Source organism: Arthrobacter endolithicus (assembly GCF_026627425.1).
Taxonomy (GTDB): domain Bacteria; phylum Actinomycetota; class Actinomycetes; order Actinomycetales; family Micrococcaceae; genus Arthrobacter_M.
This window is the reverse complement of record NZ_JAPNLH010000001.1, coordinates 141,348-155,299: the sequence shown is the minus strand read 5'-3', so window position 1 is coordinate 155,299 and position 13,952 is coordinate 141,348. Positions and strand designations below refer to the sequence as shown.

At 62.9% G+C, this 13,952-nt stretch carries 15 protein-coding genes; 7 read left to right on the top strand and 8 right to left on the bottom strand.

What is annotated here, in order from left to right:
• Window positions 1-8: 8 nt before the first annotated feature.
• From OS914_RS00805 to OS914_RS00790, 4 genes are all read right to left on the bottom strand, one after another.
• The gene (locus tag OS914_RS00805) at window positions 9-1,364 is read right to left on the bottom strand and encodes a hypothetical protein (RefSeq protein ID WP_267544156.1); all 1,356 of its coding nucleotides are present in this window, start codon (window positions 1,362-1,364) and stop codon (window positions 9-11) included.
• Window positions 1,324-1,908 (bottom strand): DNA-3-methyladenine glycosylase I, encoded by a 585-nt coding sequence (locus tag OS914_RS00800; protein WP_267544155.1) that lies wholly within the window; start codon window positions 1,906-1,908, stop codon window positions 1,324-1,326. Before OS914_RS00800 ends, OS914_RS00805 begins: the two co-directional genes overlap by 41 nt.
• Complete coding sequence (locus tag OS914_RS00795; RefSeq protein ID WP_267544154.1) at window positions 1,905-2,243, bottom strand: DivIVA domain-containing protein; 339 nt, start codon at window positions 2,241-2,243, stop codon at window positions 1,905-1,907. The genes OS914_RS00800 and OS914_RS00795 overlap by 4 nt, the downstream gene beginning before the upstream one ends.
• Before the next feature lie 61 nt (window positions 2,244-2,304).
• Entirely contained in the window at window positions 2,305-3,066 is a 762-nt protein-coding gene (locus OS914_RS00790; RefSeq protein WP_267544153.1) for an LOG family protein, read from the bottom strand.
• A gap of 124 nt (window positions 3,067-3,190) precedes the next feature.
• Here OS914_RS00790 and OS914_RS00785 point away from each other — a divergent pair, with 124 nt between their 5' ends.
• The 4 genes from OS914_RS00785 to OS914_RS00770 all read left to right on the top strand — a co-directional run bounded on the left by OS914_RS00785 (window position 3,191) and on the right by OS914_RS00770 (window position 6,650).
• On the top strand, window positions 3,191-3,946 hold the full coding sequence (locus OS914_RS00785) for an amino acid ABC transporter ATP-binding protein (protein ID WP_267544152.1): 756 nt from the start codon (window positions 3,191-3,193) through the stop codon (window positions 3,944-3,946).
• Between the two features lie 169 nt (window positions 3,947-4,115).
• Window positions 4,116-5,030 (top strand): glutamate ABC transporter substrate-binding protein, encoded by a 915-nt coding sequence (locus tag OS914_RS00780; RefSeq protein WP_267544151.1) that lies wholly within the window; start codon window positions 4,116-4,118, stop codon window positions 5,028-5,030.
• Between the two features lie 94 nt (window positions 5,031-5,124).
• The gene (locus OS914_RS00775; protein WP_267544150.1) at window positions 5,125-5,775 is read left to right on the top strand and encodes an amino acid ABC transporter permease; all 651 of its coding nucleotides are present in this window, start codon (window positions 5,125-5,127) and stop codon (window positions 5,773-5,775) included.
• Complete coding sequence (locus tag OS914_RS00770) at window positions 5,772-6,650, top strand: amino acid ABC transporter permease (protein ID WP_267544149.1); 879 nt, start codon at window positions 5,772-5,774, stop codon at window positions 6,648-6,650. The genes OS914_RS00775 and OS914_RS00770 overlap by 4 nt, the downstream gene beginning before the upstream one ends.
• Before the next feature lie 6 nt (window positions 6,651-6,656).
• Here OS914_RS00770 and dapE read toward each other — a convergent pair whose 3' ends face one another.
• A complete protein-coding gene (gene dapE / locus OS914_RS00765; RefSeq protein ID WP_267544148.1) occupies window positions 6,657-7,808 on the bottom strand; it encodes a succinyl-diaminopimelate desuccinylase in 1,152 nt (383 codons plus the stop codon).
• Between the two features lie 189 nt (window positions 7,809-7,997).
• On the opposite strand from dapE, the gene dapD reads away from it, so the two are divergent.
• Together dapD and OS914_RS00755 are read left to right on the top strand one after the other, a co-directional pair.
• On the top strand, window positions 7,998-9,029 hold the full coding sequence (gene dapD, locus OS914_RS00760; protein ID WP_267544147.1) for a 2,3,4,5-tetrahydropyridine-2,6-dicarboxylate N-succinyltransferase: 1,032 nt from the start codon (window positions 7,998-8,000) through the stop codon (window positions 9,027-9,029).
• 37 nt (window positions 9,030-9,066) lie between these two features.
• A complete protein-coding gene (locus OS914_RS00755; RefSeq protein WP_267544146.1) occupies window positions 9,067-9,933 on the top strand; it encodes a hypothetical protein in 867 nt (288 codons plus the stop codon).
• 24 nt (window positions 9,934-9,957) lie between these two features.
• Here OS914_RS00755 and OS914_RS00750 read toward each other — a convergent pair whose 3' ends face one another.
• Complete coding sequence (locus OS914_RS00750; RefSeq protein WP_267544145.1) at window positions 9,958-10,569, bottom strand: hypothetical protein; 612 nt, start codon at window positions 10,567-10,569, stop codon at window positions 9,958-9,960.
• Window positions 10,570-10,618: 49 nt separating this feature from the next.
• Entirely contained in the window at window positions 10,619-11,302 is a 684-nt protein-coding gene (locus tag OS914_RS00745) for a TetR/AcrR family transcriptional regulator (protein WP_267544144.1), read from the bottom strand.
• 75 nt (window positions 11,303-11,377) lie between these two features.
• Here OS914_RS00745 and galE point away from each other — a divergent pair, with 75 nt between their 5' ends.
• Window positions 11,378-12,418: a UDP-glucose 4-epimerase GalE gene (gene galE / locus OS914_RS00740; RefSeq protein ID WP_267544143.1), complete on the top strand. Its 1,041-nt coding sequence runs from the start codon at window positions 11,378-11,380 to the stop codon at window positions 12,416-12,418.
• Between the two features lie 133 nt (window positions 12,419-12,551).
• Here the strand turns inward: galE and OS914_RS00735 are convergent, their stop codons facing one another.
• Window positions 12,552-13,835: a citrate synthase gene (locus OS914_RS00735; RefSeq protein ID WP_267544142.1), complete on the bottom strand. Its 1,284-nt coding sequence runs from the start codon at window positions 13,833-13,835 to the stop codon at window positions 12,552-12,554.
• Window positions 13,836-13,952: the final 117 nt, after the last annotated feature.

The following is a 13,952-nucleotide window of genomic DNA, read 5'->3' as shown; positions in this document are numbered from 1 at the left end:
GCGCGGCCCTACGGCGGATAGTCTCCCCCGCCAGGCAGCTCGGCCCAAGACCACAGCCAGGCGACCCAGACAATCTGCAGCAGGATGAACAGGACCACAACAGTGCCGCGGTAAGCCCGCGAATCCGAAACGAAGGCGGCCGCAAGGGCCAGCGGAAAGAACGGCAGCAGCATTCGGAAGGTGCTCGTCTGCGGCTGCAGGACCGCCAGAATGTACCCGAAGTACGCGATGCACCACAGCTGCAGATCGCTGCCGATGTTCCGCACGCCGCGTGAGCCTATGTACAACGCGAACAGCAGCACCAGAACCACGGGCGCCACTGGCCCCAGCACCGGGCCAAACAGCTGCCGTCCGGTGGCGAACCATGGCGAGAAAAGCTGTAGCCCAGTCCCGCGCCACGCAGTCTCAGTGTCAGTGTAGGCCGAGAGTTGACCCGTCGCGGCCCAGGCGATCAACGGCCATGCAAATGCAGCCAGCGCGCTAACGAACAGCAGCGCCATGCCGCTGAGCAGCTCAGTGGTCCGGATCTGGACGGTTCTTCGACGCAGAAACCGGAACAGAAGATGCGCACCGACGACGGCGGCAAACGGAACGCCTGCCGGGCGGCTCAGGCACATCAGGACGACGACCGGCATCGCCCACAGATACCGCTGCCGGACCAGCAGGTAGAGCGCCGCGGCCAAGAGCAGCAGGCTCAGGGATTCGGCGTAGGGCACCTGCAGGACGGGAGAAACGGGGAACGTGACGAAGAAGACGGTGCCCCACGTCGCCGTCGAAGTTGAGGCAAAGCGGCTAAAGAGCCGGTAGATCAGCAGGGAGGCGGCCAAGCCGGCCGCCAGCGAGACCGCCGGAGCCAGCACCAGCCAGCCCAGGGAGGTGACGGCGCCCAGCCCACGGACCAAAAAAGGATACAGAGGGTAAAACGCCCACGGATTTTCCCGCGCTACGCCAGCGGCATCCCGTGGAATGACACTCGGATAGCCGTTGTCAAAGACGTCTCTGTACCAAGTGCTGTCCCAGATCCCGATAAAATGCAGATAATCCGGCTGCGCGCCGCCCCAGGGACTGATCCCTTGATGCAGTGAGACGGCTTCGAAAATGCAGTACGAGACGAACCTCGCCGCCAAGTAAATCACAGCAATGCGGATCCACCATGGCCAGCGCCGGGCCGCGTCTGTTCCACGGGCCAGGCGTTTCCACAGGAGATCGTTGAACGTCACGGCGCTGCCCGGGCCCGGAGTTTTACCGCCCGGGGTTTCCGGCCTGAAGGTTTCCGGCCTGGAGGTTTCGGGCCTGGAGGTTTCGGGCCTGGAGGTTTCGGGGTCAGGCATCTCCACGGACCCAGCAACCCACCAGATGGTCATTGACCAACCCTATTGCCTGCATCATCGCATAGGCCGTAGTCGGGCCCACAAACCGGAAGCCGCGTTTCTTCAGAGCGACAGCCAGGGCAGCGGATTCCACGGTGGACGATGGCACGTCTGCACCTGGCCCAGCAGTCGATGCACCCATCGGAGCAAATGAATACACGATGCTGGTGAGCGTTTCGCCGTCCTGGAGGTTCTCCACGGCTTGCGCGTTGGAAATGGTGGCCCTAATCTTGGCGCCGTTGCGGACGATCGCGGCATCACTGAGCAGGCGCTGGACGTCAGCTTCATCGAATGCCGCCACGGCAGCGGGCTCAAAGTCGCTGAAGGCGCTCCGGAATGCCTCGCGTTTACGCAATATGGTGATCCAGCTCAAGCCTGACTGGAACGCTTCCAGGCTGAGCCGCTCGAACAAATCGCGCTCGCCAGTGACCGGACGGCCCCACTCCTGATCGTGGTAGCGCTCGTAGTCCGAATCGGAACTCATGCCGGCCCACCCGCAGCGTGCCTTACCGTCCGTTCCGACAATCAGGGCGCTCACGGTGCGCTGCCCACAGGGGGCTGTGCTTCCAGCTCGGCGATCCGCGCGTCCTTGGCTGCCAGCTGGTCCCGCAACCGGTCCAGGACGTCGTCGACCTGGTCCATCCGGTAGCCACGCAGACCCAGGGAGAACCGCAGCCGGTCCACATCTTCGGGCTGCGGGATTTCCGGCAGCAGCACGGGCGGCAAATTGGCCACGGGCGTGGTGAACCCGTCCTCGAACGCGGCACGGCCACCGGCGGCCGAGTCTCTGGCGGCAGGCTTGGCCAGCCCCACGACGTATAAGGCCACGGCCCCGGCCACCACAAGGGCCAGAAAGATCAGGAAATAAGTCACTGACCCATGGTGCCAGATCCCGCTGAATCCTGGCTGTCCTTCAGGCGCCGCAGATGGCGCCCTAATGCCGGCCGGTCACGCCGCCGGCCAGCATCATGTCCACGGCTTCCTCAGCGGAGTCCGCCAACGCGACGATGTTCAAATCTTTCGACGACACTAGTCCATCGGCCACCAACCTGCTGGAAATCCACTCCAGCAGCGGGCCCCAGAACTCTTTGCCGATCAGGACAATGGGAAACGAGGTGACTTTCTGCGTCTGCACCAGCACCATGGCTTCGAAAAGCTCATCCAGCGTCCCCAGGCCGCCGGGAAGGACGATGAAGCCCTGTGCATATTTGACGAACATGGTTTTCCGGGCGAAAAAATAGCGGAAGTTGATGCCCAGATCCACCCACTCATTCATCCCCTGTTCGAAAGGGAGCTCGATTCCAAGGCCCACCGACAGCCCACCTGCCTCGCAGGCGCCCCTGTTGGCAGCTTCCATCGAACCGGGACCGCCTCCGGTAATCACGCCGATTCCGGCTTCGGCCAGTCTGCGGCCCACTTCGACGCCCATCTCATAGTGGATGCTTCCTGGCTTCGTGCGCGCCGATCCGAACACGCTCACCGCCGGGCCAACGTTCGCCAGTGCACCGAATCCCTCGACGAATTCGCTTTGGATTCGCATCACCCGCCATGGATCTGTGTGCGTGAAGTCCCCGCCATTGCGTGAATCCAGCAGACGGGCATCTGCCGTGGAACCCTGTGCCTGGTCACGGCGGAGCTCGACGGGGCCTTTGCGGCGTGGGGATCTGTGGCGGTTTGATTCGGTTGGTGCGCTCATTCCCTAAGGCTATGCCACCATCGGTACGGCCCGTTGCCGTGGTTTAGGTCTCTTTCGAGTTACGATCAAAGCCCGTACACCCACAAACCTCCAACCGGCTGAGAAGATTAGGTAGATTCTCCTTATGACAAGTGAAGCTGCTGCGCCTGCGCTCGTGGAACTGACCGCCGTTAATAAGCACTACGGTTCGTTGCACGTTTTGCAGAACATCAATCTGCAGGTCAAGAAGGGCGAAGTCGTTGTCGTCATCGGCCCGTCGGGTTCCGGTAAGTCAACGCTGTGCCGGGCGATCAACCGCCTGGAGACCATCGACGACGGCGAAATCCGGATCGACGGCAAGAAACTTCCCGCCGAGGGCAAGGAACTGGCCCGGCTGCGTGCCGACGTCGGCATGGTTTTCCAGTCTTTTAACCTCTTCGCGCACAAGACCATCCTGGAAAACGTGACGCTCGGCCCAATCAAGGTCAAGGGCCTGGCGAAAGCGGAAGCGGATGGGCAGGCGATGGAACTGCTGAAACGTGTCGGTGTCGGACATCAGGCGCAGAAGCTGCCCGCCCAGCTTTCCGGTGGGCAGCAGCAGCGTGTCGCGATCGCGCGGGCGCTGGCGATGAAGCCCAAGGTCATGCTCTTTGACGAGCCGACGTCCGCGCTGGATCCGGAAATGATCAACGAAGTCCTCGACGTCATGATCGGCCTGGCCAAGGACGGGATGACAATGATCGTTGTCACTCATGAAATGGGCTTTGCCCGGAAGGCCGCGGACAGGGTTGTCTTCATGGCCGACGGCCAGATCGTCGAAGACAGCCAGCCGGAGGAATTCTTCACCCATCCCAAGAGTGAGCGTGCCAAAGACTTCCTCTCCAAGATCCTCACGCACTAACGCAACCCGATGCAAAGCGCCGAAGCCGGGTGCCGGCTTTGAGTCCCGGCAGCAGTGCACCGGTCCTGATCCAGCCGCTGAGCATTTTTCCGCATGCGTCCAACCGCATGGCGGCAGCAATGAACTCGCATCCAGGCCGCAGTTGCGGCCGAACAACGAAAGGAAAATCATGAAGGCATTCTTTGCCAAAAAGCGGCTGGGTGCCGCAGCCGTTATCGCGGCGGCAGCATTGGCGCTGACCGCCTGCGGCGGCGGCTCCGGCGGCGGGGGCGCCAGTGGCCCGGGAGCCGACGCCGGATCCGGCCCTTCCTTTACCGTCGCCAAGGACGTCAGCCTCACCGGCAGCCCGACCTTCGACAAGATCAAGTCCAGCGGCACTGTCCGGATCGGCGTCAAGCAGGATCAGCCCGGGCTCGGGTTCAAGGATGCCGCCACCGGGGAATACACCGGGTTCGACATTCAGATCGCCGAGTGGATCGCGGCATCGTTGGGCGTAGCCAAGGACAAAATCGAGTTCAAGCCGATCCCCTCGGCCAGCCGTGAATCGGCCATCACCAACGGCGACATCGACTACTACGTCGGTACGTACTCGATCACAGACAAGCGCAAGCAGCTGATCGACTTCGCTGGGCCGTACTTCGTCACGGGCCAGGGCCTGCTGGTGAAGAAGGACAACACGACCATCAAGAGTGAGAAGGATCTCGCGGGTAAGAACGTTTGCTCGGCTACCGGTTCAACTCCGATCCAAAACATCAAGACAAACTTCCCTGATACAAAGACCACGGAATTTGATACCTACTCCAAGTGCATCGAAGCACTCCGGGGCGGTCAGGTTGACGCGGTCACCACCGACCAGGCCATTCTGATCGGTTACGCCGCCCAGGAACCGGATGCCTTCAAGGTTGTCGGCGAGCCCTTCACGACTGAAAAGTATGGTGTTGGCCTGCCCAAGGGCGACACCGCGCTGCGAACATTCATCAACAAGATGTTCACCGATGGCTCGGCCACTTGGACGAAGATCTACAACGACACGCTCGGCAAGTCCGGGACCAAGGTGGATCAGCCCAAGGTCGACCAGTACTAAATTCCTGATTGATAACCGGTGGTCCCGGCCGCAGGCAGCGGCCGGGACCACCGGTTCCACCAGTACCGGACGGAATTGAAGAAGACAGGGCATTGTGAACACACTTACCGACAACCTCGAGCTGTTCACGACGGGGTTTAAGAACACCGGGATACTTTTCGTTGTCTCGGCTTTTTTTGCCTTAATCCTGGGCACCGTGGTTGCGGCGATGCGGGTCTCCCCCGTTCCCGCCATGCGCGGCACGGGAACACTGTACGTCAACACCGTCCGCAATATGCCGCTGACGGTGATCCTGGCGTTCTTTGCCCTGGGCTATCCCAAGCTTGGCTTGGTGCCGGTCAATTTCATTACGGCGGCCACTATCGGGCTTTCCCTCTACACGGCCACGTACGTGGCGGAGGCGATCCGCTCCGGCATCAACACGGTCCCCGTCGGCCAGGCGGAGGCGGCCCGAGCGATTGGCCTGCCGTTTATGCAGTCTCTGACGCTGGTGATCCTTCCGCAGGCATTTCGCTCCGTCATTCCGCCGCTGTTTAACGTTTTCATCGCCCTGTTGAAAAACACCACCGTTGCGGCGGGCTTTTCCGTCTTGGAGGCCGGCGCCATCAGGGCGAATCTGAGTGAACGCGGCTACCCGGCTCTCACCGGGCTGCTCTGGGTAGCCCTCATTTTTGTCATCCTGGTCATCGGCGTCCTGTCCCCGTTGCAGCGCTATTTCGAGAACAAGTGGAGGGTTGCACGATGACCTCGATTCTTTTTGACGCCCCCGGGCCCCGCGCCCGCTCCCGCAATGTGGTCCTGAGCGTCATCACCGTGCTGGTGGTGCTGGCCATAATCGGTTTCATCATCGTGCGTTTTACCCAAAGCGGACAGTTCACCGCGGCGAAATGGAAAATTTTCACCTTTCCGCTGGTCCAAAAGACCATCGTGTCCAGTATCGGGATCACACTCAGTGCCTTCGCCGCCGCCGCCGTCGGCAGCCTGCTCTTCGGCATCATTCTCGCCTTTGGGCGACTCTCCGACTACCGCTGGATCAGCCTGCCGTGCTACTGGGTGACCGAACTGCTGCGCGCCATTCCCGTGCTGATCATGATGATGATCCTCTACTACGGGCTCCCCCCGCTGGGCGTTCACGGAATCACCCCCTTCACCGCCGTCGTCGTCGCCCTCATTGCCTACAACGGATCCGTGCTCGCAGAGATCTTCCGTGCCGGAATTGAGTCGCTGCCCAAGGGACAGAAGGAAGCCGGCTTTGCCATTGGGCTCTCCAAGGGCAAGGTGCAGCGGCTGATCCTGCTGCCCCAGGCCGTGCGCGCCATGCTGCCGGTCATTATCGCCCAGCTGGTGGTCATCCTCAAGGACACCGCGCTGGGCTTCATCATCACGTTCAATGAAATCCTGTTCCAGGCAAATTACTTCGGCACCCAGGCCCAGTATGGGTCTCCCGTCCTGCCGGCTCTGATGGTCGCCGGCGCCACCTATATTGTGCTGTGCCTGCTGCTTTCAGGGGTCGCCAGGTGGCTGGAATGGCGCCTGCGCCGCGGGCCGAAATCGCTCAAGACTGCCGCACCCATGAACCTGGACGTAGACTCCGGCGTTGGTCTCTCCGCCGGCAGCTAAGACCGGCTAGGAAAGCCAGCCGGCCAAAGCCAACAGGCAGGTCCTGATGTCGCCGGCGCGTACGTGTTCGTCATCGCTGTGCGCCAGCAGCGGATCCCCCGGCCCAAAGTTCACCGCCGGAATGCCCAACTCGCTGAGCCGGGCGACGTCCGTCCAGCCGTACTTGGGTTTGGGCTCAGCGCCGACGGCGGCGACAAAGCCGGCAGCGGCCGGATGGTTAAGCCCCGGGCGGGCTCCGGCGGCAGCATCCGTACGCACGACGTCGAATCCGTCCAGTACCGCGCGTACCACGGCCTCGGCCTGGTCGGGGGTCTTGTCCGGGGCAAACCGGTAATTGATCTCCACCACGCACGCGTCCGGGATGACGTTTCCGGCCGTACCGCCCTTGATCCGGACGGCGTTAAGGCTTTCCCGGTACGCCAATCCATCCACCATCACCGTTTGCGGCCGGTAATCCCGCAAACGTGCCAGAATCTCGGCCGCGGCATGGATGGCATTTTCCCCCATCCATGCGCGGGCCGAATGCGCCGCCTTCCCCCGCGTGCGGGCCTCGAAGCGGATGGTGCCGTTGCAGCCGCCCTCCACAGTGCCGTTGGTCGGTTCCAGCAGGATGCCGAAATCTGCACTAAACCACTCCGGGTGGTCCCGGATCAACCGGCCGAGACCGCTCTTGGACGCCTCCACCTCTTCGTGATCGTAAAAAACAAAGGTCACATCCCTGGCAGGTTCCGTCACGGCCGCCGCAAGGGCGAGCTGGACGGCCACCCCACCCTTCATATCCGTGGTCCCACGGCCGAAGAGCAACGCGTTGTCATCAGGGACACCTTCGGTGCGCCCGAGGGCAGTCGCCTTACCGTCCGGCACGCCGCCGTCGGGCGCTCCGGACCAACTCGACGGGACGGTGCCGCGCGAGCCTGCCACAGTCGGCAGCGGCACCGTATCCAGATGACCGGCCAGAATCACGCGCTCGGCCCGTCCCAGCCGGGTCCGCGCCATGATGGAGTCGCCGTTGCGCAGCACCTCCAGGTGCGGCAGCACGCGCAGTGCGGCTTCCACCGCGTCGGCCAGCGGACCTTCGCCGCCGGAAACGCTCTGGATGTCGATCAGGTCAGCGGTCAACCGGGCAATATCCTGCCGCAAGTCCAATGCATAGGTCATGAACCCAGCCTAACCACCCTCCGCCGCAGCATTGTCCGCTACAGACTACGCAGCACCCGTCCGTTTCACGGCCGTCTCGGGCAGCTTTTCCCCAACGATTTGTCCTTTCGTGGGAAGGGAACCACGGCTCGGAGGTCATGAGCCGGGTTGCAGTCGGCTCAACGAACGGTCAACCGGTAAACTTCACTTATGACTGAGACCGCACCCGCGATGCCCCCTGTCCCGCAGCAGCATGCCCGCTCGGAACGAACCGCCCACGGCTTCGGCCTGGCCACCGTCACGGACAGCGGAACCGTTCTGGACGTCTGGTTCCCGTCGCCGGCGCTGGGGTTCGCCGTCGGATCCCTTGGTGACGCGCCGGAGGCGGATCCCGAGCTGAGCGCTCTCGCGGAGCTCGGCAACGACGCGGATCGCGGCGTTGGCCAGAAGGTGGTCTTTGTGCAAATCGACCTGGACCAGGCCCCGGCGGATACGGCCGACGCCTACCTGCGCCTGCATCTGCTCTCGCACCGGCTTGCGGAACCGAACAGCCTGAATCTGGACGGTATTTTCGGCAAACTTCCCAATGTCGTCTGGACCAACTTTGGCCCCACAGCGCCCGAGGGCTTTGAACTGACCAGGGCCAAGCTGCGTCGGCGCGGCCCCGTGACGGTTTACGGCTTGGATAAATTTCCCCGGATGCTGGACTACGTCGTGCCCTCCGGCGTCCGGGTTGCGGACGCAGACCGGGTCAGGCTCGGCGCATACCTGGCTGAGGGAACCACCGTCATGCACGAAGGCTTTGTGAATTTCAACGCCGGTACGCGGGGCGAATCCATGGTGGAGGGCCGGATCTCCGCCGGGGTAGTTGTGGGCAACGGCACCGACGTCGGCGGCGGCGCTTCCATCATGGGCACCCTTTCCGGCGGTGGCAAGGCGAAAATCACTCTCGGAGAGCGCGTCCTTTTGGGTGCCAACTCCGGCGTGGGCATCAGCATCGGTGACGACTCCGTCGTCGAGGCCGGGCTGTATGTTACTGCCGGCACCCGGGTCCGCGTGGTGCGGCCGCAGGACGACGCCGGCAACGGCGACGGCGGGGAAACCTCCCGTGTCGTCAAGGCAGCCGAACTGTCCGGCGTCGCAAATCTGTTGTTCCGCCGGAACTCCGGGACCGGCGAGGTCGAGGTCCTGCCTCGCCACGGGCAGAACGTGGAACTCAACGCGGCCCTGCACGCCAACTGACGCAGTCCACAGGCGTTAAACTGATCGAGTTTCGACTATGACCCCACCCCGTCTCCGGGCCGCCCTGATCTGGCTTCTGTCGATCGGCGTGGTCATTGTGCTGGTCGTGGCTGCCGGTCTCTGGGCCGTCGGCTACTTCAAACCCGGGCCTGCGCCGCTTTCAGTAGGCTGCACGGCATCCTCGGCCGGCGTTACTTACCCGCTCGCGGTAGACCAAACTCAGAACGCTGCCCTGATCGCTGCCATCTCCGTCCGCCGGGGCCTTCCGGCGCGCGCCGCTTCAATCGGACTTGCGGTGGCCCTGCAGGAATCCAAGCTGCGCAACATCACGCACGGGGATATGGATTCGCTCGGACTTTTCCAGCAACGTCCCTCGCAGGATTGGGGCACCGCGGAGGAAATACTCGATCCGGTCTACTCCACGAATGCTTTCTTCAATGTGCTCGTCACGGTCAGCGGGTATGAAACGCTGCCTATTACCGAGGCCGCGCAGAAGGTACAGCGTTCTGCCTACCCGGAGGCCTATGCCCAGCGGGAGCCACAGGGCCGTGCGTTCGCCTCAGCACTGACAGGACTCTCCCCCGCCGCCTTGGACTGCACTTTGAATCCGGTCAGCGGGTCCGGCGATCCGGCGGCCGTGCTCAGCGGGCTGCAGCTCGTCTATGGACCGGTCCAGTCCTCCAGCGAGACCAACACTCTGACCATTAGCGCCACGGGCACAGCCGGCTGGAGCTTTGCGCAATGGGCCGTGGCAAATGCCGCGTCGCTGCAGATCACCGGCGTCGCCTTCGACGGTAAGAGCTGGATCAGAGCGGATGTCGACGGCGGAGTGAACAAGGGCTGGCAAGTTTCCGACGCGCCAGCGGACCAGGTCCGGATCACCGTAAGCGTCCCCGGCCAGTAGCCGGCCGGTCACCTCGAAATTTTCTCAGACCAGCAGTTCAACCACGGGCTGAACATAGCTGCGGAAATTGAGCTGGTCTTCCAAAAGCTGCGAACTCATCAACAACCGGTCCGGCTCCAAGAACCACGCCCGTGGCTCGGCCAGCGGCAATTCGATAATAGTCAGCGTGAAATCGCGGGCGTTCCGGCCCAACTCCATCTCCCGGTCCTGCACGAGCTGCGCCAGGATGCCTGTCTTTCCCATCGCTTCCCGGTCAGCCGTGAGCAGGGCGTACTCACTGTGCCGCTCCCGGGCCCAGCTCAGCGCGGTGCCGAAATGTGCCTGCAGAAGGCGTTGCAGGGCCGGAGATCCGCTGAAGGCCTGGAATTCCGGCGGCAGGAGCTCGGGGTGGCTGGCCGGGTGGCTCCGCAACAGTAATTCCCACCATTGCTCCCATTCCCGGCGGAGCGAAGCCGTGCCGCCTACCCCGGCGGTCAACTGGTGCGGATCCGCGGTGCGCGCCGGCGGCTCAGTAGCGCACAGAGCAGGATTCCCCGCCCCGGCCAACGCGGCCATGTCCCGCAGATGGAGAGCCACCATGAGCGCCGATGAGGTGTCCATGGTGATGCGCCAGCCCGGGCCACCGGTGTGATGCATCTGCTGCCCTCCGCCCTGTGCCTCCACAACAGAACCTAGAATACTCTCCTCAGCTGCTCTTCAGCGAGGCTAAATGGGTCTCAAGCACGGCACGGCTAAGATCCTCGGTGCTCCAGCCCGGCTGCAGCAGCATGTGCAGGCACAGTCCGTCAATCAACGCCAACAGCCGCTCGGCCTCCAGTACGGGCTCGAGCTCCACCCGTGCGTCAGGAGCGGCGAGCAGCACCGTGATGATCCGGCCCAACAATATCGCCGTTCGCCGGTAGCCACCGTCGGCCTCGCCGCGGAGCGCACTGTTGGTTCTGGCCGCCGTGACGAAGGAAAGCAGCACGCTCGATTCCACCCGGCGTTCGGAATCCACCGGCAGGAGCTCCATCAGGACATCCGCACACGATGCAGCCGGCCATGCGCTGCCCTGCCCCTTGCTGCCCTGCCTGTTGCTGCCCTGTCCTTTGTTGCCCCGTCCGGCGCCGCCGTCGTCCTCCCGCACCGCTTCCAACGCCGCCACGCGCTTTTCCACCCGCCCGCGAATCCGCGACGAGACAGTGCGGAACGCAAAGATCATCAGCTCGGGCTGGTCCTGAAAGTAATGCCGCACGGATCCCACCGCCAGTCCAGCCTCGGCGGCAACGGTACGCAATGACGCGGCCTCCAGGCCGGACGCCGCGACAACACGGAAGAGCGCTTCCGCCACCTCTTCGCGACGGACCAGCGGATCCACAATTTTGGGCATACTCTTTTTTAGCACACACAGACCAAATTACTTGGCACGACCGACCCACGATTCGCGGGCCGGTAGGCTGGGGGGATGAAAGTTCTGGTTACCGGCGGGACCGGTTACATCGGCTCACACACAGTTCTCAGCCTTTTGGAGGCAGGCCACGATGTGCTCGTGGTGGACAACCTGGTGAACTCCAGTGAGGAATCGCTCCGCCGGGTGCAGCACATCACCGGCAAGGCCGCCGCCTTCCACGCCGTGGACCTGCTCGATGAAGCCGCTTTGCGGACGGTCTTTGCCCTCAACAGCGGCGAGGCCGGCTCGGAAAGCCGGATTGATGCTGTCGTCCATTTTGCCGGTTTGAAAGCCGTTGGGGAATCGGTCAGCCAGCCGCTGAAGTACTACCACAACAACGTTGCCGGCACCCTGAACCTGCTCCGCGTGATGGACGACTACGGTGTGCGGACCATGGTTTTCAGCTCCTCGGCCACGGTCTACGGCGAGAACAACGCCGTGCCGTATGTCGAGAAGATGGAGATCGGCGCCAATAACCCGTACGGCCGCACCAAGGAGCAGATCGAGGATGTTCTCAGCGACATCGGGGCCGCTGACAGCCGCTGGCACATCGCCCTGCTGCGGTACTTCAACCCCGTCGGGGCGCACGATTCGGGGCTGATTGGCGAGGACCCGTTGGGCATTCCGAATAATTTGGTGCCCTTCATTGCCCAGGTTGCCGTCGGCCGGCGTGAAAAGCTCATGGTCTTCGGCGGCGACTATGACACCCCGGATGGAACCTGCCTTCGGGACTATATCCATGTGATGGATCTTGCCGAGGGCCACGTTGCCGCGGTCAATTATGTGGCGCAGCAGCCCGGGGTGTACCGCTGGAACCTTGGCTCCGGGATCGGCTCGTCGGTCTTTGACGTCCTGCACGCGTTCGAGCGGGCCGTGGGCCATGCCCTGCCGTATGAAGTAGCCGCACGCAGGCCCGGTGATCTTCCCGCCTTCTGGGCCGACCCGTCCGCTGCCTTGGCGGATCTGGGTTGGTCCACAAATAAGAGGCTCGATCAGATGTGCCAGGACCACTGGCGCTGGCAGAAGAACAACCCCACCGGCTACGCCGCCCCCTGATCGTCGAGCCTGCCGCAGATGCCCTGACGAGGGGCGGCAGGAGGGACTGCAGCGGTCTCGAAAAACGGACGACGACGGCGGGCCACCTTCCTGGGGAAGGTGACCCGCCGCCGTCGTACTCATTCCTGACCAACTAGCGCGAGGGGTACATGCGCTCCGCTTCGCCGGTGTACAGCTGGCGCGGCCGGCCGATCTTGGTCTGCGGATCCTTCATCATTTCCCGCCACTGCGCAATCCAGCCCGGCAGCCGGCCAATGGCAAACAGCACCGTGAACATCTTCTCCGGGAAGCCCATGGCCTTGTAAATCAGACCCGTGTAGAAGTCCACGTTGGGATACAGCTTGCGGGAAATAAAGTACTCATCCGTGAGGGCAACTTCCTCCAACCGCATGGCAATGTCCAGCAGTTCGTCATTGCCGCCCAGCTTCGCGAGGATCTCGTGGGCCGTTTCCTTGACAATTTTGGCGCGCGGATCGTAGTTCTTGTAAACCCGGTGCCCGAAGCCCATCAGCTTCACGCCGGCTTCCTTGTTCTTCACGCGCTCCACGAACTTCTCCACCGGTTCGCCGCTGGCCTGGATCTGGCGGAGCATATTGAGCACGGCCTCATTGGCACCGCCGTGCAGCGGCCCGAACAGTGCGTTGATCCCTGCGGAGACCGAGGCAAACATGTTTGCATTGGAACTGCCGACCAAACGGACCGTGGATGTGGAGCAGTTTTGCTCGTGGTCCGCGTGCAAAATCAGCAGCAGGTCCAGTGCCTTCACCACCGTCGGGTCCAGGTCATAGGGCTCCGCCGGCAGGCCAAAGCTCAGCCGCAGGAAGTTTTCCACCATGCTCATGGAGTTGTCCGGGTACAGCATCGGCTGCCCGAGTGACTTTTTCAGGGCGTAGGCGGCAATGACCGGCATCTTTGCCAGCAGCCGGTAGGTGGAAAGTTCCACCTGCTCGTCATCGAAAGGATCCAGTGAATCCTGGTAGAACGTGGAGAGCGCCGAGACCGCCGAGGAGAGCACCGGCATCGGGTGCGCGTCGCGCGGGAACCCGCCAAAGAAGCCCTTGAGGTCCTCGTGCAGCAGCGTGTGCCGGCGGATGCGCTGGTCAAAGGTGGCATACTCCGCCGGCGTGGGCAGGTTGCCGTAAATCAAGAGGTAGGAAACCTCCAGGAAGTTCGAATGCGCCGCCAGCTCTTCGATGGGGTAGCCGCGGTAGCGCAGAATTCCTTTGTCGCCGTCGATGTAAGTGATGGCGGACGTGGTCGCCGCGGTATTCATGAAACCCGGGTCATAAGTGACAGCACCGGTGGCCGTCAGGAGCTTGGAAACGTCAAATCCGTCGTTGCCCTGTGCGGCAGCAATCCGCGGCAGCGCAAGCTCTCCGCCGTCGTAGCGCAGGGATGCGCCCGTCGATTCAGTCATGGAGTCCCCTTCATGAGGTAGCCCAGCCCCGTTGGCAGCATTAGGAGCATCAGGGGCCTTATTGATGTGGCTGCTGGTTGCCCGCGCAGTCAAGAAGAAACTACCGCGGTCAGTTAA

Coding starts and splice junctions, on each gene's coding strand:
- OS914_RS00785 (WP_267544152.1), top strand. CDS start 3,191: ATGACAAGTGAAGCTGCTGCGCCTGCGCTCGTGGAACTGACCGCCGTT.
- dapD (WP_267544147.1), top strand. CDS start 7,998: ATGACTGAGACCGCACCCGCGATGCCCCCTGTCCCGCAGCAGCATGCC.
- OS914_RS00805 (WP_267544156.1), bottom strand. CDS start 1,364: ATGACCATCTGGTGGGTTGCTGGGTCCGTGGAGATGCCTGACCCCGAA.
- dapE (WP_267544148.1), bottom strand. CDS start 7,808: ATGACCTATGCATTGGACTTGCGGCAGGATATTGCCCGGTTGACCGCT.
- galE (WP_267544143.1), top strand. CDS start 11,378: ATGAAAGTTCTGGTTACCGGCGGGACCGGTTACATCGGCTCACACACA.
- OS914_RS00745 (WP_267544144.1), bottom strand. CDS start 11,302: ATGCCCAAAATTGTGGATCCGCTGGTCCGTCGCGAAGAGGTGGCGGAA.
- OS914_RS00750 (WP_267544145.1), bottom strand. CDS start 10,569: ATGCATCACACCGGTGGCCCGGGCTGGCGCATCACCATGGACACCTCA.
- OS914_RS00780 (WP_267544151.1), top strand. CDS start 4,116: ATGAAGGCATTCTTTGCCAAAAAGCGGCTGGGTGCCGCAGCCGTTATC.
- OS914_RS00735 (WP_267544142.1), bottom strand. CDS start 13,835: ATGACTGAATCGACGGGCGCATCCCTGCGCTACGACGGCGGAGAGCTT.
- OS914_RS00770 (WP_267544149.1), top strand. CDS start 5,772: ATGACCTCGATTCTTTTTGACGCCCCCGGGCCCCGCGCCCGCTCCCGC.
- OS914_RS00755 (WP_267544146.1), top strand. CDS start 9,067: ATGACCCCACCCCGTCTCCGGGCCGCCCTGATCTGGCTTCTGTCGATC.
- OS914_RS00790 (WP_267544153.1), bottom strand. CDS start 3,066: ATGAGCGCACCAACCGAATCAAACCGCCACAGATCCCCACGCCGCAAA.